The 19,244-nt window shown below is 68.3% G+C and carries 18 protein-coding genes and 1 riboswitch; of the genes, 10 read left to right on the top strand and 8 right to left on the bottom strand.

Features of this window, described 5'->3' with window-relative positions; translation table 11 throughout:
* Positions 1-84 precede the first annotated feature (84 nt).
* Entirely contained in the window at positions 85-690 is a 606-nt protein-coding gene (locus AC3IR9_RS02580; RefSeq protein WP_489293860.1) for an outer membrane beta-barrel protein, read from the bottom strand.
* Between the two features lie 138 nt (positions 691-828).
* The gene (locus AC3IR9_RS02575; RefSeq protein ID WP_489293858.1) at positions 829-2,742 is read right to left on the bottom strand and encodes an asparagine synthetase B family protein; all 1,914 of its coding nucleotides are present in this window, start codon (positions 2,740-2,742) and stop codon (positions 829-831) included.
* 304 nt (positions 2,743-3,046) lie between these two features.
* On the opposite strand from AC3IR9_RS02575, the gene AC3IR9_RS02570 reads away from it, so the two are divergent.
* Both AC3IR9_RS02570 and AC3IR9_RS02565 read left to right on the top strand, forming a co-directional pair.
* Positions 3,047-3,736 (top strand): winged helix-turn-helix domain-containing protein, encoded by a 690-nt coding sequence (locus tag AC3IR9_RS02570; protein ID WP_489293857.1) that lies wholly within the window; start codon positions 3,047-3,049, stop codon positions 3,734-3,736.
* A complete protein-coding gene (locus AC3IR9_RS02565; protein ID WP_489293855.1) occupies positions 3,733-5,079 on the top strand; it encodes an ATP-binding protein in 1,347 nt (448 codons plus the stop codon). Before AC3IR9_RS02570 ends, AC3IR9_RS02565 begins: the two co-directional genes overlap by 4 nt.
* A gap of 15 nt (positions 5,080-5,094) precedes the next feature.
* On the opposite strand, the gene AC3IR9_RS02560 is transcribed toward AC3IR9_RS02565, so the two are convergent.
* Together AC3IR9_RS02560 and AC3IR9_RS02555 are read right to left on the bottom strand one after the other, a co-directional pair.
* Positions 5,095-6,576 carry a sensor histidine kinase gene (locus AC3IR9_RS02560; RefSeq protein WP_489293853.1) on the bottom strand — a complete coding sequence of 494 codons (1,482 nt, stop codon included), beginning with the start codon at positions 6,574-6,576 and terminating at the stop codon, positions 5,095-5,097.
* Entirely contained in the window at positions 6,573-7,292 is a 720-nt protein-coding gene (locus tag AC3IR9_RS02555) for a response regulator transcription factor (protein WP_489293852.1), read from the bottom strand. The genes AC3IR9_RS02560 and AC3IR9_RS02555 overlap by 4 nt, the downstream gene beginning before the upstream one ends.
* A 147-nt stretch (positions 7,293-7,439) precedes the next feature.
* Here AC3IR9_RS02555 and msrB point away from each other — a divergent pair, with 147 nt between their 5' ends.
* The 4 genes from msrB to AC3IR9_RS02535 all read left to right on the top strand — a co-directional run bounded on the left by msrB (position 7,440) and on the right by AC3IR9_RS02535 (position 12,113).
* The gene (gene msrB, locus AC3IR9_RS02550; protein ID WP_489293850.1) at positions 7,440-7,946 is read left to right on the top strand and encodes a peptide-methionine (R)-S-oxide reductase MsrB; all 507 of its coding nucleotides are present in this window, start codon (positions 7,440-7,442) and stop codon (positions 7,944-7,946) included.
* 34 nt (positions 7,947-7,980) lie between these two features.
* Positions 7,981-9,759, top strand: coding sequence for a cytochrome c biogenesis protein DipZ (locus AC3IR9_RS02545; RefSeq protein WP_489293849.1), 1,779 nt, complete (start codon positions 7,981-7,983; stop codon positions 9,757-9,759).
* A 16-nt stretch (positions 9,760-9,775) separates the two neighbouring features.
* Entirely contained in the window at positions 9,776-10,516 is a 741-nt protein-coding gene (gene msrA, locus AC3IR9_RS02540; protein WP_489293848.1) for a peptide-methionine (S)-S-oxide reductase MsrA, read from the top strand.
* Between the two features lie 178 nt (positions 10,517-10,694).
* Positions 10,695-12,113, top strand: a complete 1,419-nt coding sequence (locus tag AC3IR9_RS02535) for an aminotransferase-like domain-containing protein (RefSeq protein WP_489293847.1) — start codon at positions 10,695-10,697, stop codon at positions 12,111-12,113.
* A gap of 20 nt (positions 12,114-12,133) precedes the next feature.
* On the opposite strand, the gene bioD is transcribed toward AC3IR9_RS02535, so the two are convergent.
* Complete coding sequence (gene bioD / locus AC3IR9_RS02530; protein WP_489293845.1) at positions 12,134-12,811, bottom strand: dethiobiotin synthase; 678 nt, start codon at positions 12,809-12,811, stop codon at positions 12,134-12,136.
* 74 nt (positions 12,812-12,885) lie between these two features.
* Here bioD and AC3IR9_RS02525 point away from each other — a divergent pair, with 74 nt between their 5' ends.
* The gene (locus tag AC3IR9_RS02525; protein ID WP_489293844.1) at positions 12,886-13,368 is read left to right on the top strand and encodes a GAF domain-containing protein; all 483 of its coding nucleotides are present in this window, start codon (positions 12,886-12,888) and stop codon (positions 13,366-13,368) included.
* Positions 13,365-13,727, top strand: a complete 363-nt coding sequence (locus AC3IR9_RS02520) for a TfoX/Sxy family protein (RefSeq protein WP_489293842.1) — start codon at positions 13,365-13,367, stop codon at positions 13,725-13,727. Before AC3IR9_RS02525 ends, AC3IR9_RS02520 begins: the two co-directional genes overlap by 4 nt.
* 81 nt (positions 13,728-13,808) lie before the next feature.
* Here the strand turns inward: AC3IR9_RS02520 and AC3IR9_RS02515 are convergent, their stop codons facing one another.
* Positions 13,809-14,387, bottom strand: coding sequence for a histidine phosphatase family protein (locus AC3IR9_RS02515; protein WP_489293840.1), 579 nt, complete (start codon positions 14,385-14,387; stop codon positions 13,809-13,811).
* Positions 14,388-14,543: 156 nt separating this feature from the next.
* Positions 14,544-14,768, top strand: a riboswitch (cobalamin riboswitch).
* A gap of 122 nt (positions 14,769-14,890) precedes the next feature.
* Here AC3IR9_RS02515 and btuB point away from each other — a divergent pair.
* On the top strand, positions 14,891-16,732 hold the full coding sequence (btuB, locus tag AC3IR9_RS02510) for a TonB-dependent vitamin B12 receptor (RefSeq protein WP_489293838.1): 1,842 nt from the start codon (positions 14,891-14,893) through the stop codon (positions 16,730-16,732).
* Between the two features lie 122 nt (positions 16,733-16,854).
* On the opposite strand, the gene gph is transcribed toward btuB, so the two are convergent.
* Complete coding sequence (gene gph / locus AC3IR9_RS02505) at positions 16,855-17,505, bottom strand: phosphoglycolate phosphatase (protein ID WP_489293836.1); 651 nt, start codon at positions 17,503-17,505, stop codon at positions 16,855-16,857.
* A 56-nt stretch (positions 17,506-17,561) separates the two neighbouring features.
* The gene (locus tag AC3IR9_RS02500) at positions 17,562-18,464 is read right to left on the bottom strand and encodes a LysR family transcriptional regulator (RefSeq protein WP_489293835.1); all 903 of its coding nucleotides are present in this window, start codon (positions 18,462-18,464) and stop codon (positions 17,562-17,564) included.
* Positions 18,465-18,560: 96 nt separating this feature from the next.
* Between AC3IR9_RS02500 and AC3IR9_RS02495 the strand changes: the two genes are divergently transcribed.
* Positions 18,561-19,199: an NAD(P)-dependent oxidoreductase gene (locus AC3IR9_RS02495; protein ID WP_489293833.1), complete on the top strand. Its 639-nt coding sequence runs from the start codon at positions 18,561-18,563 to the stop codon at positions 19,197-19,199.
* The last annotated feature ends 45 nt before the right edge of the window (positions 19,200-19,244 follow it).

The following is a 19,244-nucleotide window of genomic DNA, read 5'->3' as shown; positions in this document are numbered from 1 at the left end:
GACGACCGCGTCTGAAAGCGTTATCGCATATTTCCACTCGCCCCTCAGATGGGAGAACCTTTCTTTTGCGTCGCGAAGCTCCGCTTAGAAACCGTAGGCCAGGCTGGCGGTCCAGGTGTTGAGCCGTATGTTGTCGGCACCGGCGGCGTTGACCACGCGCTTGCTCACCTTGCCTGCAAAGGTGTAATCCGACCGCAACGCCAGGGACGGGGTCAGGTAAACGTTCACGCCCACACCGGGGGTAACGGTAAAGACCTTGTCGCTGGTTGATCCGGCATCGGACATCGTCGGTGCCTGATAGCGCTGCTGGCGACTGCCGAAGGCAAGTTTGCCGAACACCTCCACGCGACTGCCAATCGGCAGCAGCACCAGGCCGCCCACGTCGACGCTGCGATGGGCGAGCGTACCCTGCGTACTGCTGCGCCCGGAGCCGACCGTGCTCTGCAACGATGATTCCACCGCAAGGTAGGGTGCCAGCCGGTAGCCGGCGCCCACGGTATAGAGGGTGCCGGAGCCCTTGGCCGTGTGGCGCCGGCCATCGGCAGTCGACGCCGCAGAACGCGTCGTGGCCGCGTTCGCCTTGCCGATCCCCCCGTATAGGTAGCCGCCTGCGCGGTCGGCAGGGGTGGCATGGGCGCTGCCGGCAACCAGTGCGGACATGACCGCGACGAGGGAAATAACGTGCTTCATGGAAACTCCTTGGGTTGGGGAGCGACCAGCGTGCCCCTCCACCGACGGCCTGTCAGTGCAGTTACGGTGTGTCCATCGCAACGGCATTGGACACTGTGTGACCGCGTGTAACGGCGTGCACACGAGCATGCTGTGGTGCTAGCGGCGATGCGTTGCGTACCACGCCTGGAACATCAGTACCGGCCACAGGTGTGTGTGCCATTTGCGCTGCCCGGCACAGAAATCGCGCCACATCGCCCCGATCACGGCGGCGTCGAAGAATCCCTCCCGCTGCAGGCGCGCCGGTGCCAGCAGCTCTTCGGCCCAGCTGCGCAGGGGACCGGCCAGCCACGTCGCCATCGGCGGGCCGAAACCCTGTTTGGGACGGTCAACCAGTGCATCGGGCAGGTGCCGACGCAACAGATCCTTGAGCACACGCTTGTGCACGCCGTCAGCGTATTTGGCCTGGTCGGGAAGCGACCACGCGTAGCGCATCACGTCCAGATCCAGCAGCGGGGCGCACGTGGTCAGGCCGTAAGCGCGCCCCGCACGATCCACCTTGGTCAATACGCCTTCGGCCAGGTCCATGCGCGTATCCAGATAGCGGACGCGCTCAGCATCGCTGCCGCATCCCAGCCACTGCGTGGGATCGCTGAAACAGGTCCTTGCGTCACGCGCGCCGAGCACCACGCCGGCAGGATCCCGCCATCGCAATACGCGCAGCAGGAAGTGCTCCTCCACTTCACGCGCGGCAAGCTCGGCACCCAGCGCAGGCAGCCCGCCAAGCCGAGCGCTCTCCGGTGCGGCGCGGTAGCGGGCGACCAGGGGCTGTCGCAACCAGGCCGGGCACTGCTTTGCCCAGCGCGCGTTGCGCACCGCACGCGTATAGGCGGCGTGCCCATGGAACAGCTCGTCGCCGCCATCGCCAGTCAATACCCTGTCGCGGTGGCGCGACACCAGTGCGCTGGCGAGCAGCGTCGGCAGTTGCGAGGGATCGGCGAACGGCTCGCACCAGACCTCCGGCAGAGCGGCAAGACTGTCCAGCAGGTGCTGCGGCCCCATCACCTGCTCGGTATGCCGGCTCCCCAGATGCCGGGCAACGCGCGTGGCCCATTGCCGTTCGTCATGACCGGCCGCGTCAAAACCCAGCGTGAAGGTGTCGATCGGCAAGCGACTCTGGCTTTGTGCCAGTGCTGCCACCACGGATGAATCGGTACCGCCGGAGAGGAACACGGCGGTACCTTGCTGCCGCGTCATCCGGCACCGCTCCAGTGCCGGCCGCAGCACGCCTTCAAGCCCCTCCACCCAGTGCGATGGCGCCGTGGGAGCGCCCGCATGCGCGCGCATCTGCTGACGAACACACCAGTAGGCCTGGCTGGACGCATGGGGATCGTGGCCACTGGATCCGACAGCCTGGGCCACGGAGTCCATGACGACCACGTGACCCGGCCGTACCTTGAACACGTCCTGATAGATGCTGTGCGGTGCAGGGATATAGCCGAAGCGCAGCAGCAGCGCCAACGCATCCCGATTGATCGTCGCGGCGAACATCGGGTGGGCCTGGAGCGCCTTGAGTTCCGAACCGAACAGGAAGGTGCTGCCACTCCATCCGTAGTAGAGGGCCCGCTCGCCGGCGCGATCGCGGGCCAGGCTGAGGGTGCGCTCCTGCACATCCCACACGGCGCATGCGAATGCACCGTGGCAACGCTGCAGGCTGGCCTGCAGCCCCCAGGCAGCCACGGCCGCCGCCAGCACGGCAGCGTCGCAGGTGGCGCCGGCGGCACTGTGGCCCAGCCCCTGCTCAACTGCCCTGCGGTTGCCCAGCACACCGTCCAACACCACCACGTAACGGCCGCAGGGCGAATGTGCCGGTGCCGCGTCCAGCGGTTGCATCGGGCCGCAGGCAGCCAACGCGATGCCGGCTGATGGATCCTGCCAATGGAACCAGCGCTTGCGACCGTGTCGGCACAGCATCGTCACCATCGCACCGATGCCTGTGCCGTGCACGGGCCCCACGTTGCCGTTGGCGTTGGCGTTGGCGACACATTCCAGCGCGCCGCACAGACCACTCATCGGCAACTCCGTCGTGCCGCGCCGGCACGATCATCACGACACCTGCAGAAGGACAGCTTCAGGACGATAAACACAGTGTGTGCGGCCATGTCAGGCTCCGTTGTTGAATTCCTCCGATGCTCGCAGCGGACGCTGCACCCGTCAGCACGCCTTTCGTACCGCGTTTGCAACCAAACGTGCCGGCCAGGTAACGGCGCGTAACGGCAGGCGTGCGCCCGCGCCCGATTGCGACAGTTCGCCTTGTCCTGGCGATGCGCGCCGGGGCAGCATGCGCTCCCGCACTGGATGCTGCAGGAGGTCGAACATGATCGATATCGTGGTCATCGAAGACGACGTACGACTTGGCGGGTTGATCGCCAGCTATCTTGAGCGCCACGGCTACCGGGTACTGCACCAGGCTGATGGCCTATGCGCCGAAGCAACGGTCATGGCGCATGCGCCGTCCATGATCCTGCTGGATGTCACCCTGCCGGGCCGCGACGGCTTTGATATCTGTCGTTCCCTGCGCCCGCGCTTCGACGGTGTCATCTGCATGCTCACCGCGCGCAACGACGATATTGACCAGGTGGTGGGCCTGGAACTTGGCGCGGATGACTACATTGGCAAGCCGATCGAGCCACGCGTGCTGCTGGCCCGCATCCGCGCGCACCTGCGGCGCGCGCCTTCGTCCCACAAGGACAATGAAGCGCTGGTGTTTGGCCGGCTGGAGCTGGATCGCGGCACCCGCGAGGTGCGCTTTCGCGACCTGCGGATCGCGCTGAGCGCTGCCGAGTTCGATCTGCTGCGGGTACTCGCCGAAGGCGCGGGCCGGATCCTGTCCCGGGACGAACTGTTCAAGGCACTGCGCGGTATCGGCTTCGATGGTGCCGACCGTTCCATTGATGCACGCGTATCGCGGCTGCGGCGTTGTTTCGGCGACGACGATGAGGCGTCCCAACGCATCAAGACCGTGCGCGGCAAGGGCTATCTGTTCAACCGGGATGGCTGGGCGTGAGCCCGGGGGCGGCGCCACTGGCCAGCGGACGACCGCGCGCACCGGGCCACTTCGGCCTGTTCGTGCGCTACTGCGCCGGCTTTGTGGCGGCGTACATGGTCGTCATCTCACTCGGGGGGGCGTTGTCGATGTCCATCCCCACCCTGGGCGAGTACGATCATGCCCCCTACGTGCAAGCCCAGGTCAGCGGTACCCACCACCTGCTGGCGCTGCGCTTCGCAGATACTCCGCAGGCACGATGGCCTGCGCTGCGCGAGGAAGTGCAGCGCGGCTTCGCCTACCCGATCGAGCTGGTGCCGTTGCCGTCCACCCGACGCGTCCTGCAGGCCAGCCAGTTCCAGCACCTGCAGGACGGCGCGGTGGTGCTGCGTGCAGATGCCAGCAAGTCCTACCAGCGCCTGTCCGGCAGCGACCAGGTGCTGGTGCTGGGTGACTTCAACGATTACCCGATGCCACCGGCGCCCTGGTATGCGTCCGACCTGGTGCACGTGCTGGTGCTGCTGTTCAATGCGGTCATCGCCGTTGCCCTGCCGCTGTACTTTCTGCTGTATCGGGTATGGCGGGATGTGTACGTGCTGGGCACTGCCGCACTGGCCATTCACGATGGACGACTGCACGCCGACATCCCGCCAACCCGTACCCGGTTGGTGGACCCCCTGCAGCAGTCGCTGCAGGCGATGGCCTCGCGGCTGCGCGCCTTGATGGATGCCCAGCGCATTCTGTCCGACGCGGTGGCCCATGAAGTGCGCACGCCGCTGGCGCGGATGCGGTTTGGCATGGAGATGCTGCGCGAAGCCACCAGCCAGCGCGAACGGGAGCGCCAACTGGACGGCGTACTTGGCGACATCGCGCGCCTGGAACGGCTCACCGAGGCCGGCGTGGGCTACTCGAAGATCGGGCGCCTGCAGCGGGTGGAACGTGCGCCGGTGCATCTGGACGCACTGTTCGACCAGGTCCTGTCTGCACAGACGCCGCCGCAATCGATCCAATGCTCTATCCGGATCGAGCCGGAGATCCACCTGTGGGCGAATCGCGAGGCGCTGCAGTTGGCGCTGCGGAACCTGGTGGGTAATGCACTGCGATTCGCACGCAGCCGGGTGCGGCTCACGGCCAGCTGCGAAGGCGGCTGGGTGATCCTGGCGGTGGATGACGATGGCGACGGTGTGGACATCGCCCAACGCGACAAGATCTTCGCGCCTTATGTGCAGCTGCATGCGCACGCCGATGGCTTCGGCCTGGGCCTGGCCATCGTTCGGGTGGTGGCCGAAAAGCACGGCGGGCGGGCCGATGTGCGCCGTTCGGCGCTGGGCGGCGCCCAGTTCAGGCTGCTGCTTCCGCCCTGACCCGTTCGCGGACGGCTAGCGCCGCCCGGGCGTTGCCAGGGTGGGCAGACTGAACACGAACAGCGCGCCCTCGCGGCTGTCCATCAGGCGGATCTGCCGGTGATGCAGCTGCAGGATGCGATGCACGATCAACAGCCCCAGCCCGCCGCTGTCCGGGCGCGCACTGCCCAGCGCCGCTGGCGTACTGAACAATGACGCGCGGCGCTCCGGCGCAATGCCCGGACCGGTGTCGGCGATGGCCACCTGCACCTCGCCGTCCTGCGCGCGCAGCACCACCTCGATGCGGCCGCCTTCGGGCGTGTGCCGGATCGCGTTGTCCAGCAGGTTGGTCAGCACCCGCTCGATCAGCCCCAGGTCGGCCACGACCGCGGGCAACCCCGGCGGAATGTCGGCGGTGAGCGTCTGCCGGCGTGCCTGCGCAGCCAGCTCGAACTTCTGGAACACATCCTGGACCAGGTCGGGCAGCGAGAACGCCTGCAGGTCCAGGCTGACCCCGCCGTGCTCCAGCCGTGCCAGTTCGAACAGCGCCTGTGCCAGCGCGCCCACCTTGCGGCTCTGCGCCAACGCAATGCCCAGGTAGCGCTGGCGTTCTTCGGCGCCCAGCGTGGCGTCCTTCAACGCCAGCGTTTCCAGGTAGCCATGCAGCGACGACAACGGCGTGCGCAGGTCATGGGAGATGTTGGCCACCAGCTCGCGGCGCTGCAGATCCTGTTCGCGCAGCTGCTGCCATTGTTCGCCCAGGCGCTGGCCCATGTGGCCGAAGCTGTGCTGCAGGATGGCCAGCTCGTCGCGCTCGCCGGCGCGCAGCGGGGTGGGTGGCAGCGGCGTGCCGGCGCCGGCCGCGTCCACGTCGAACGCCTGGATGCGCCGGGTCAGCTGGCGCAGCGGACGGGTCACCCAGCGGAACGCGACCACGCCGGCCAGCAGCCCGACCACGGCCACGATCGCCAGCGACCACAGCGTGGTGCGCAGGGTCGCGTTGGCGGCGATGTTGGCCGCCAGCGCCTCGCGCTGCTCGCCCACCAGCACCACGTAGATGTAGCCAGCCTGGCGTCCCTGCACCCACAACGGCGCGGCATTGAAGACCTTGCGGCCGGTGGCGCTGCGCGGGTCGTCGCCGAGGATCGGCAGCGGCTCGTCGCGCAGCAGCGCGCGCACCGGGGCCAGGTCCACGCGGTCGCGCTTGAGGTGGCCGTCGGGCGCGTCGTGGCCCAGGATGCGGCCTTCGTCGTCGAGCAGGTAGACCTCGACGCTGGGGTTGACCGCCATCAGCTTGCCGAACAGCGCGCGCACTTCACCGCCGCGCATGCCGCGCGCGTCCATCAGTTCGCCGCTGCGGGCGATGTGCTCGGCCAGCCCGCGCGACAGCCGCTGCACGGTTTCCTGTTCGTGCATGGCGGTGCTGCGCATCTGGATCCACAGCAGTGCGCCGCAGCAGGCCAGCAGCAACGCGCAGAACACCACCGACAGGCGTTGGGACAAGGTCAGGCGGATCATGCCGCGTCCCCATCGGGGTCGACCAGCTTGTAGCCTCGTCCCCACACCGTCTGGATGCGCTGCGGCGTGGCCGGGTCGCGCTCGATCTTGTTGCGCAGCCGGTTGATGTGGGTGTTGACGGTGTGCTCGTAGCCGTCGTGCTGGTAGCCCCAGACCTGGTTGAGCAGGTCCATGCGCGAATACACCTGGCCCGGGTGACGGGCAAAGAAATACAGCAGGTCGAATTCGCGCGGGGTCAGTTCCAGGGGCCGGCCTTCCACCCGCGCGGTGCGTGCAACCGGGTCGATGCGCAGCCCGGCCACCTCGGTTTCACCGGCGTCGATGCGCGCGTTCTGCGCCATGGCTTCCACCCGCCGCAGCAGCGCCTTCACCCGCGCCACCAGTTCCAGCATCGAGAAGGGCTTGGCGAGGTAGTCGTCGGCGCCCAGTTCCAGGCCCAGGATGCGATGCACTTCGCTGGCACGCGCACTGGTGATGATGATCGGGGTGTAGCGCGCCATCGCGCGCGCCCGCTTGCAGATTTCCAGCCCGTCCACGCCCGGCAGCATCAGGTCCAGCACCAGCGCGTTCCACGGCTGCGCTTCGAGCAGGGCCAGGCCTTCGTCGCCGGTGGCGGCATGGGTGACCTCATAGCCTTCATCGCGCAGGTGCATGCGCAGCAGGGTGGCGATGTGGGCATCGTCTTCGACGATCAGAACGCGTTTGGCGGTGCTCATCGGCACGGACGGACACGAAGGGGAGAAGCCAGCATTGTCGGTGGATCCGGGCCTGAATGTGTCACGGAAAATTTAACCCTGCGTGAGGATTCGTTGACCGGCGCGGGCGCAGCATGGCCGCATCGTATCCAGACCCGGAGATCGGCCATGCGTTACACCCGTCGCAATGTGCTTGGCATGGGCGCCACGACCGCCGCGGCCGGCCTGTTCGGCCTCACCGCCTGCAGCGGCCCGGCGCCAGCCGCACCGGCCGCCCCTACCCGTCATTTCGAGGTGATGCGCAGCGATGCGCAGTGGCGCGAACAGCTCACCCCGGCGCAATACGCGGTGCTGCGCCAGCAGAGCACCGAGCGGCCGTTCAGCAGCCCACTCAACAAGGAACACCGGCGCGGTACGTTCCAGTGCGCCGGGTGTGCGCTGCCGCTGTTCTCCTCCTCCACCAAGTTCGACAGCGGCACCGGCTGGCCCAGCTTCTGGGCGCCGCTGCACGATGCGGTCGGCGAAGACCGCGATGCCACCTTCGGCATGATCCGCATCGAGGCGCACTGCCGACGCTGCGGTGGCCACCTGGGCCATGTATTCGACGACGGCCCGCGCCCGACCGGCCTGCGCTACTGCATGAACGGCGCGGCGATGACCTTCGTCGCGGCCTGATCACGACGTTTTCCCTTTCCGGAAGGACCTTTCCATGTTCCTGCTTGTCCTGGCCTACCTCGGCGGCGTGCTTACCATCCTCAGCCCGTGCATCCTGCCGGTGCTGCCCTTCGTGTTCGCGCGTTCGGACCGTCCGTTCCTGCGCAGCGGGCTGCCGTTGCTGATCGGCATGGCGCTGATGTTCGCGGTGGTGGCCAGCCTGGCGGCGGTCGGCAGCCAGTGGGTGGCGCAGGCCAACCAGATCGGCCGCTGGATCGCGCTGGTGGTGATGGCGATGTTCGCGCTCGCGCTGCTGTGGCCATCGCTGGCCAACCGGCTGCTGTCGCCGTTCCAGCGCCTCGGCGCGCGGCTCAGTGCCTCGGCCGATGCGGCCAGTGATGCCGGCCGTGGCGGGGTGGGCACCTCGCTGCTGATCGGCGTGGCCACCGGCCTGTTGTGGGCACCGTGCGCCGGGCCGATCCTGGGCCTGATCCTGACCGGGGCAGCGCTGCAGGGTGCCAGCGTGGGCACCAGCGGCCTGTTGCTGGCCTACGCGCTGGGGGCGGCGACCTCGCTTGCCCTGGCGATCTGGATCGGTGGACGGGTGTTTGCGGCCTTGAAGCAGCGCCTGGGCGTGGGCGAATGGGTGCGTCGCGGGCTGGGCGTGGCCGCGCTGCTGGCGGTGGTGGCCATCGCGATGGGGTGGGATACCGGCGTGTTGACCCGTCTGTCCACGGTCAGCACCGCCAAGCTGGAACAGGGGCTGCTGGACACGCTGCCCTCGCAGCAGCCGCCGGCCGGCGGGGCGATGATGATGATGGCCGGGGGCGACCAGGCCGGCGGCGACCTGCCGGTGGAAGGCACCCTGCCTTCGCTGGACGGTGCCACCGGCTGGCTCAACAGCCCACCGCTGACGGCCGAGTCGTTGCGCGGCAAAGTGGTGCTGGTCGATTTCTGGACCTACTCCTGCATCAACTGCCTGCGTGCCATGCCGTACGTGCGCGAGTGGGCCGAGCGTTACCGCGACCATGGCCTGGTGGTGATCGGCGTGCATGCGCCGGAGTTCGCTTTCGAGCGCAACCTGGGCAACGTACAGAAGGCGGTGAAGGACCTGAAGGTCACCTACCCGGTGGCGATCGACAACGAGTTTGCGATCTGGCGCGGGTTCAACAACCGTTACTGGCCGGCGCATTACTTCATCGATGCCAAGGGCCAGATCCGTGCGCACCACTTCGGCGAGGGCAACTACGCGCAGTCCGAGCAGATCCTGCGCCAGCTGCTGCGCGAGGCCGGCAACCGCCTGCCCGACGAACCCGCCCAGGCCATGGCGATGGCCGCTGCGGCGCCCCGCGATGGCATCGAACGCCAGGCCGACATGCGCAGCCTGAAATCCCCGGAGACCTACCTGGGCCATGCGCGTGCGGAGAATTTCGCCTCGCCCGGCGGCCAGCGCACCGACACGGCGACCGACTACCGCGTGCCGGAAAGCCTGCGCTTGAACCAGTGGGCGCTGGCGGGGCGCTGGACGGTGGGCGATGAGGACGCGCAGTTGCAACAGGCCGGCGGGCGCATCGCCTTCCGCTTCCACGCACGTGACCTGCACCTGGTGCTGGCACCGGGCGCGGACGGCAAACCGGTGCGCTACCAGGTGCGTATCGACGGCCAGGCACCGGGCGAAGCGGCCGGGGGTGATGTGGCCGCCGATGGCAGCGGCCAGGTGGGCGAACACCGGCTGTACCAGTTGATCCGCCAGACCGGCGAGGTGCGCGAACGGACCTTCGAGATCGAGTTCCTCGATCCGGGCGTACACGCCTACGCCTTTACCTTCGGCTGAGCCCAGGAGGCTTTCGATGAACATCAGCATGGACAAACTGGTCGCCGGCAGCATCGCTGCGGTGATCGCCACGTTGACCGTCACCGCCGTGGTCAGCCTGGACCGCCCGGCACATGCAGCCCCGGCGCAGGCCCAGGTGATGCTGCCCGCGCCCAGTGGCATGGCCAACCTTGCACAAGCCGACAGCAAACGCGCGCAGGTGGTATTCGCCGGTGGTTGCTTCTGGGGAGTACAAGGCGTGTTCCAGCACATCAAGGGCGTGGACAACGCAGTGTCGGGCTACATCGGCGGCAGCGCCGGCGATGCCAGCTACGCGCGGGTGGGCAGCGGTGGCACCGGCCATGCCGAGGCAGTGCAGGTGACCTACGATCCTTCGCAGGTCAGCTACGGGCAACTGATGCAGGTGTTCTTCTCGGTGGTGCACGATCCCACCCAGCTCAACCGGCAGGGACCGGACCGTGGCACCCAGTACCGCTCGGCGGTGTATGCCGACGATGCCGCGCAGCGCACCGCCACCCAGGCCTACATCGCCCAGCTGCAGCGGGCCAAGGCCTTCAATGTGCCGGTGGTGACCCAGGTGGACGGTGGCAAGCGCTTTTACCCGGCCGAGGGCTACCACCAGAACTACCTCACCCTGCACCCGGAATCGATGTACATCCGCATCAACGATGCGCCCAAGGTGGACACCCTGAAGCGCCAGTTCCCGGCGCTGTACCGCGAGAAGCCGCGATTGGTGTCGACGTTGTCGGCACGGTGACTGGATAGCGGAAAAAGCGCACGGCGAAACCCAGCACCGCCGTGCGCGAGGGAAGACCGGGATGCGCGGCGGGACGGCCCGGGCGCGCTGGCAGGAGCATGCTAGGCTGCGGGCAGCAGCGGATACAGCGCCAGTCATGGCCGATTCGCATGGTTACAGATTCCTGCGGACGTTCCCCATGGCAGCCAACCTCTACCAAGCCCTGGCCGATGAAATGGCCGACGCGATCCACAGCGGTCGGCTACCGGTCGGCAGCCGCCTGCCGTCGCTGCGCGGCTTGGCCGCGCAACGCCAGCTCAGCCTCAACACGGTGATCGCCGCCTACCGCCAGCTCGAGGACGCCGGGCTGGTGATGCCACGGCCCAAGGCCGGTTTCGTGGTCAGCCCGCAACTCAACCAACCCACCCGCTCGCTGCGCACGGCGCCGTCGCTGGCCACCACCCAGACCCAGCAGCTGATGATGGCGCGGGTGCTGGACGCACAGCGCCAGCCGGGCGTGGTCGACCTGGCCTTCGCCGGCCCGCGCGGCAGCCGTTTCTATCCGGGCGCGCGCCTGGCCCGCAGCACCGCGCAGGTTCTGCGCCGCGTCGGCATGGTGGAAACCTACGCGCGCCCCAATGCCGCCAGCGTGCTGCTGGAGCAGATCGTGCGACGTGGTCCGCGGTTGGGCCTGCACACCCATGTCGAGCGGCTGGTGCTTACCCATGGCGCGATGGAAGCCCTGCAGCTGGCACTGCGGGCGGTGACCCGCCCCGGCGATGCCGTGGGCATCGAGGCGCCGTCATATTTCAACCTGTACCCGCTGTTGAGCAGCCTGGGCCTGAAGGCGATCGAGCTGCCCACCGACCCACGCCAGGGCCTGGACGTGGACGCGGTGGCCGCGCAGCTGGAACAGGGCGCGTTGACCGCGATCGTGGCCATGCCCAGCGTGCACAACCCGCTGGGCTGCACGATGCCGGTCGCCGCCAAGCAACGCCTGGCCGCACTGGTGAACCGCTACCGCATTCCGTTGATCGAAGATGCCGTGTATGCCGAACTGCAGTACCAGGAACCCCTGGCACCGTTGTTGAAGTCCTTCGACGAGGACGGCTGGGTGATGGTGTGCAGCAGTTTTTCCAAGACGCTGGCACCGGATTACCGGATCGGCTGGCTGGATGGGGGGCGCTTCGCTGCCGATATCCAGCTGCTCAAGTTCCAGTCCACCGGCGCCGAATCACGCCTGCTGGGCGAGGCGGTGGGCGCGTTCCTGGCCGCCGGCAGCTACGAGCAGCACCTGCGCAGGATGCGCCGGCTGTACAGCGACCAGGTACGCCGGGTGCGCAGCCTGATCGCCCAGCATTTCCCGGCCGGCACGCTGGCCACCCTGCCCACCGGGGGCTTTCTGCTGTGGGTGGAGCTGCCGGCCGGCATCGATACCGGTGAGTTGTTCGAGCAGGCGTTGGCGCAGGGCGTGGTGTTCATGCCGGGCCAGGTTTACTCACGCGGGGCGCGCTACCGGCATTGCCTGCGCCTGTCGTGCTGCCAGGAACTGGACGAGGCCTACGTGGCCGCGATTGCCACGGTGGGCCGCCTGGCCTGCGCGCTGCGCGCCGGGTAAGCGGCTGCGCGCCCGCTGGCCTATAGGCTCAAGCGCACCGCCAGTCCGGCCGGATCGGCACCCGGCGCATAGGGCAGCCGGCCCAGGCAGGGCATCGGCAGGCGCGCGCGCAGCAGGGTCATGTTGTCGTCGATGCGGGCCATCTGCGGATCGATCTCATTGCCGATCCAGCCGATGCAGCGTGCGCCGCTGGCCGCGATCGCCGCAGCGGTCAAGCGTGCATGGTTGAGGCAGCCCAGCCGCAACCCCACCACCATCACCACCGGCAGCTGCAGCGCGTTGACCAGGTCGGCCTGGTCGAGCGTGGCCGACAACGGCGCCAGCCAGCCGCCCACGCCCTCCACCACCACGGTATCGGCCTGCGCGCGCAGCCGTGCGAAGGCGGCCTCGATCGGTGGCAGCGCCAGTCGGACGCCCGCCTCGGCAGCGGCCAGCTCGGGTGCCAGCGGCAACGGCAACGCATACGGGTTGAGGTCGGCATAGGCCGGCATCGGGTCGCTGGCCGCCAGCAGCGCGGTGGCGTCCTCGTTGCGCAGGCCCTCGGCCGTCCACTCGCAGCCGCTGGCGACCGGCTTCATGCCCACCGCGGTGCCGCCCTGGCGGCGCAGCGCGTGCAGCAGCACGCAGCTGCTGAAGGTCTTGCCGATGCCGGTATCGGTACCGGTGACGTACAGGGCGGGAGGCGGTGGGAAGATCATCGGCACGGCACTGGCAAAGGAGTGGCCTATTATCGACGGTCCCGGCGCGGCCTGCCGCTTGCTAGACTCGGGCCATGTTCGATACCTCCTCGCTTACCGGCAGCAAGCCGGAACAGTACGGCCAGCTGCTGGCCCAGGCCCGCGCGCTGGTCCACGGCGAGCGCGACCGCATCGCCAATGCCGCCAACCTGTCGGCGCTGGTCTACCACGCCCTGCCGGAGCTGAATTGGGCCGGTTTCTACTTCTTCGACGGCACCGAACTGGTGGTCGGGCCGTTCCAGGGCCTGCCCGCCTGCGTGCGCATTCCGCTGGACAAGGGCGTGTGCGGGGCAGCGGCCAGCCAGCGCATCCCCCAGCGGATCGACGACGTGGAGGCTTTCCCCGGGCATATCGCCTGCGATTCGGCCTCGCGCTCGGAGCTGGTGCTGCCCTTGGTGAAGGGCGACACGCTGATCGGTGTATTCGATCTGGACAGCCCCTCGCTTGCGCGCTTCGACGCCGACGACCAGGCGGGAATGGAAGCGATCGCCGCGGTGTTCGTCGAGGCACTGGGATGAGCGTCAAGCTGCGCAACATCGGCCCCAAGAGCGCGGCCTGGCTGCGCCAGGTCGGTCTGCGTACGCCCGAGGAGCTGATGGCGATCGGCGCGGTGGACGCCTTCGTCAAGGTCCGTCGCGCCGGCTTCAAGCCCAGCCTGAACCTGCTTTATTCGCTGGAAGGTGCGCTGCAGGACTGCCACTGGCAGGAACTGCCGGAAGCACGCCGCATCGAGCTGGTCGCCGCCTACGACGCGATCATTGCCGACAAGCCGCTGAAGAAGGCCCCGCCGGCCTCCGGCCCGGTCTACGACCGCACCGCGCAGCACCGCGACGACGACAGCGACGTCTCGCCGCCGTTCGACGACGAGACGTCGTAGAGCCGGGCTCTGCCCGGCTGCTTCTACGCGGCGACACCACATCCGACGCCAGCCGGGCAAAGCCCGGCTCTACGCTGCCGATCAAGGCTGCTGCAGCTCCAGCAACTCGCCCCACAGCCGCTGGTCCTCACGCTCCACGCGCAGCTGCAGCCGCGTGCCGTGGTCGATGCGCAGCGCCCAGCACATCGCCATCGGCAGTCCGCACACCTGCGACAACACCATCCGCAGCGGGCCGCCGTGGCTGACGATCAGCGTTGCCACCGGCTCGGGGTCGTCCAGCAGCCGGTGCAGGCCGCGCGCGATGCGGCGTTCAAAATGGCCCCAGCTTTCGCCCTGCGGTGGCGGGTTGGCATGCGGATCCCGATGGAATGCCGACAACTGCGGCATCGGCAGATCGTGCAGTGCCTGGCCATCCCAATCGCCGAAATCCAGTTCTGCCCACTCCTCATCGGCGACCACCTCCACCCCGTGCGGCAACGCCAGCGCAGCGGCAGTGGCCAGCGCACGCTGGCGGGGGGAGCTCACTACGCGCTGCCACGCCAGCGCGGCATAGCGGTCGCACAGCGCGTCGGTGCTGCCAGGGTCCAGCGGCGGATCGCTGCGTCCATCCAGGTGCCCGTCGCGGCCGGTACTGGCATGGCGGACCAGGTCCAGGATCATGCCACCGCCCGCAGGGCCGACAGTGCCAGCATCGGCCGGCAAGGGTGCTGCAACCACGTCTGTTTCATCAGGACCACTTCGTAGAGCGAGGCGCATTCTAACCGCTCGGCCTGCATCGCCCTGGCGCATACCCTGCCGCGCCCACGCCTTTGCTCTACACTGCGCGCACTTTCAGGTGACCTGCGGCGCGTGCCGGCAGGTTGAAACGGGAAGCCGGTGACGCAGCAGACCCTTTGCTGCCACTCCGGCGCTGCCCCCGCAACGGTAAGCGTGGAAAACCCAGGCGATACGCCACTGTGCTGCGGCATGGGAAGGCGCCTGGGGCGATGGCCCAGCCATCGGCCCGCAAGCCCGGAGACCGGCCCGGAAGACGACTGGTTGCGATGCGGCGGGCATGGCGGCGGCAAGCGGCGCCGTGCGCGCCCGCCCACCGTCGAAGGCCCCTGCAGCGCGATCATCCCCACCCCTTGCCGCGCGGGCGTGCGCGGTGCATGGAGTCATCGATGAAGCTGCAAACCCGTGTTCTTTCTCTGGCCGTGCTGTCGGCCCTGCCCTTGCTGGCATCGGCCCAGGACCAAGCCACCGCACTGGACCAGGTCCTGGTCACCGCCACCCGTACGCCGATCGCCCTGCAGGACAGCATCTCGCCGGCGCAGGTGATCGACCGCGCCGAGATCGAGCGCAGCCAGGCACCGTCGCTGCAGGACCTGCTGCGCGGCCGTGCCGGCATCAACCTCAACAACAGCGGCGGCCCGGGCAAGCAGAGCTCGCTGTTCCTGCGCGGCACCAACTCGGCGCACACCCTGGTGCTGGTGGACGGCGTGCGCATCAATACCGGCGACCTCGGCCTGGCCATGATCCAGGACCTGCCGCTGGCGCAGATCGAGCGCGTGGAAATCGTGCGCGGCCCGCAGTCCAGCCTGTATGGCGCCGACGCGATCGGCGGGGTGATCCAGATCTTCACCCGCCGCAACACCGGCACCTTCGCCCCGCACCTGCAGCTGGGCGCCGGCAGCAACGGCCTGCGTGAGGCCAGCGGCGGCTTCGGTGGCAGCAGCGCGCGCGGCTGGTTCGGCACCGACATCGCCTACCAGCACACCGATGGCATCAACGCCTGCCGGGGTTCGGTATCGCCGTTCGCCGGCTGCGGTGCCGACGAACCCGACCGCGACGGCTACCGCAACCTGTCGATGAGCCTGCGCGGTGGTTACACCCTGACCGACAGCCTCAGCGTGGAAGGCACTGCGCTGCGCGCCGAAGGCGAAAACCACTACGACGGCTACTACAACTATTCGGAAACGCTGCAGCAGGTGCTGGGCGGCAAGGTCCGTTACAGCCCCAGCGAGCGCTTCAACCTGACCGTCAACGTCGGCCGCGCCGACAACGAGTCCGACAACTACAACGGCAGCACCTGGCTGGGCGCCGCACAGACCCACCGCAACAGCGCCTCGGTGCAGACCGACATCGGCCTGGCCGAAGGCCAACTGCTCAGCGCCGGCGTGGACTGGAGCCAGGACAACCTGGACGGCAGCAGTGCCGGCTACCTGGTCGACAGCCGCGACAACACCGGCGTGTTCGTGCAGTACCAGGGCCGCTTCGGCGCGCACCAGCTGCAGGCCAGCGCGCGCAACGACGACAACCAGCAGTTCGGCAACCACACCACCGGCAGCCTCGGCTGGGGCATGGAGCTGGGCGGCGGCTTCCGCCTCAACGCCAGCTACGGCACCGCGTTCAAGGCGCCGACCTTCAGCGATCTGTACGACCCGTGGAGCGGCGTGCCGACCCTGGACCCGGAAAAGTCGAAGAGCGCCAATCTCGGCATCGCCCAACAGGGTGACGGCTGGCGTTGGGGCCTGGACGTGTATGAAACGCGCATCGATGACCTGATCACCTTTGATGCCACCACTTTCATGATGTCGCAGGTGGAAAAGGCGCGCATCCGCGGTGCCGAACTGACCGGCTCGATCGTGCTGGCCGGGTTCGACGTGAGCGCGCAGCTGAGCCATACCGCCCCGCGCAACCGCACCGACGGCAGCGCGCAGTTCGACAACTGGCTGGCGCGCCGCGCACAGAACACCGCGCGCCTGGACATCGACCGCAGCTTCGGTGGCTTCCGCACCGGGCTCACCGTCAATGGTGCCGGCAAGCGCTACGACGATGCCGCCAACCGCGTGCAGCTGGCCGGCTACGGCACGCTGGACCTGCGCCTGGAGTATGCGATCAGCCGCGACTGGTCGGTACTGGGCCGGGTCAGCAACGTGTTCGACCGCGATTACGAAACGGTGGCCTGGTACAACCAGCCCGGCCGCGAGTACCGCCTGAGCGTGCGTTACCAGCCGAAATAAGCGCGCAGGACGGTGGCACCACCGCCGTCCCACCCCCGGTAGGTGCCGACCGTTGGTCGGCACACCCCATTGTCGCTGGTAGGTGCCGGCCGTTGGTCGGCACGCTTGTTAACCGCCGCCGATTACAGCGCCAGCAATTCCCGCAGATCGTCCATCACCGCCACGGCCTCGACGTTGTCCAGATCGAGCCCGCGCCGATACCCATAGCGCACCAGCGCCACCGGCATGCCCGCGTCCACGGCGGCGCGGTAATCGGTGATCGAATCGCCCACCATCAAGGCTGCCTCCGGTGCCACGCCGAACTGCGTTGCAATGTGCCGCAACGGCACGCCGCTGGGCTTGCGTTCGGCCAACGAATCCCCGCCCAGCACCAGCGCAAACTGCGCCTGCAGCCCGAAATGCTGCAGCAACGGGGCCACCAGCGCCGACGGCTTGTTGGTGCAGATCGCCAACGTCACGCCCTGCGCGTGCAGGGCCTGCAACGCGGGCGCCACGCCGTCGTACAGGCGCGGGCTGCGCAACAGGCACGCCTCGTAGTGGCGCATGAAACCCGGCATCACCGTGTCCAGGTCGATGGCGCTGCCGGCCGCATCGAACGCCTGCTCCACCAGCCGCCGAACGCCATCGCCGATCCAGGTCAGCACCGTGGATTCCGCTACAGGCGGCAACTGCCACTCCTGCAGCGTGCGGTTCAGGGCCTCGGCAATATCGGCCGCGCTGTCCACCAGCGTGCCGTCCAGATCGAACACCACCAACGGATACGGATAAGACAAGGTGCAACTCGCTTCAACGACGTGGGATGGCCATTGTACCGGGACGCCTTGCCCACTCAGATGCGCGCCAGAAAGGCCGGGCTGGCGAAGCGCTCCACCAGGAAATCCAGGAAACTGCGCATGATCGTCGGCAGCTGCCGACGTGACGCGTACACCGCGTGGATACCCATGCCCTCTACTTCATAGTCGGGCAATACCTCCACCAGCGCGCCACTGAGCAGCAACGGTGCGATCTGGTAAGTGGGCAACATCGCGATGCCGGCACCGGCACGCACCGCTTCCAGCAACAGCGATGCCTCGTTCGCACTGATGTTGCCGCCGACCGCCACCGCGATCGCACGGCCACCGCGCTGCAGGTGCCACACACTCCTGCCGACGTAATGGTGGGTCAGGCAATTGTGTGCCGCCAATTCGTCCGCACTGCCCGGCGTGCCTCGCGCGGCCAGGTACGACGGCGCCGCGCACAGCACCGACCGGCACGGTGCCAACCAGCGTGCGATCAACGCCGGATCGATCGCGCGCGAAATCCGCACCGCGATATCCACCCGCTCTTCCACCAGGTTGACCACCCGATCCACCAGCAACAGTTCCACCCGCGTCAGCGGATGGCGCTGGACGAACTCGGCCACCGCCGCGGCCAGGTGGATCTGCCCGAACGACACGCTCGCCGTTACCCGGATCAACCCGTGCGGTTCGGGGTTGTCACTGGCCAGCTCACCGTGCAGTTCTTCGCCAATGGCCAACATCTGCCGGAACCGCAGCAGCGCCGCTTCCCCCGGCGCGGTCAGGCTGATCCGTCGCGTGGTCCGGTGCAGCAGCCGCGCGCCCAGCCAGCGTTCCACCTCGGCCAGGTAGCGGGTCACCATCGCCCGCGACATCTCCAGTGCATCGGCCGCCGCAGTGAGGCTGCCGCGCTCGACCACCTCCACGAAGACATTCATTGCCGTCATCCGGTCCATTTGATCGTTCCGTGCAACAAATTAGGCCGTTATACGCGGTTTTTCGGTCGATTCCAGAAGCATACGCTGGCCTTCCTCCCACAACGGACCCACCCCATGAAAATTGCTCTCGTTGGTGCCACCGGCAACATCGGCCGCGAAATCGCCCGCCAGGCCCTCGCCCGCGGCCATCAGGTCACCGCCATCGTGCGCCGCGAGACCGACCTGCCGGCCGAACTGGACGGCGCCCAGCTGGCCGTCGCCGCGCTGGACGACACCGACGCCCTGGCCGCGGTGATCGCCGGCCACGACGTGCTGGCCAGCGCCTTCGGCCCGCGTCCGGGCGATGCGCCCAGCACCGTGACCAGCACCAGTGCCGCACTGGTCAAGGCTGCGCGCCAGGCCGGCGTGCCGCGCTTCATCATGGTCGGCGGCGCCGGCAGCCTGGAAGTCGCCCCCGGCGTGCAGCTGGTGGATACCGAAGGCTTCCCGGACGCCTACAAGCCGGTCGCCCTGGCCGCGCGCGACACCCTGAAGCAGCTGCAGGCCGTCGACGACCTGGACTGGACCTTCTACTCGCCCGCCGCCGAGATCGGCCCCGGCCCGCAGCGCAGTGGCTTCCGCACCCAGGCGCGCGCCTTCCTGGTGGGGGCCGACGGCCACAGCCGGATCAGCTACCCCGACTACGCCGACGCCTTCGTCAGCGAGATTGAAACCCCGCAGTACCTGCGGCAGATCGCCACGGTTGCGTACTGACGCGCCGCCGGCGGCGCCACGCATGAGCCGAGAGCAGCCGGGCAG

Source organism: Stenotrophomonas sp. GL_101, assembly GCF_057835675.1.
Note: the sequence above shows the minus strand (reverse complement) of the source record. Positions and strands in the feature narration are given on the sequence as shown.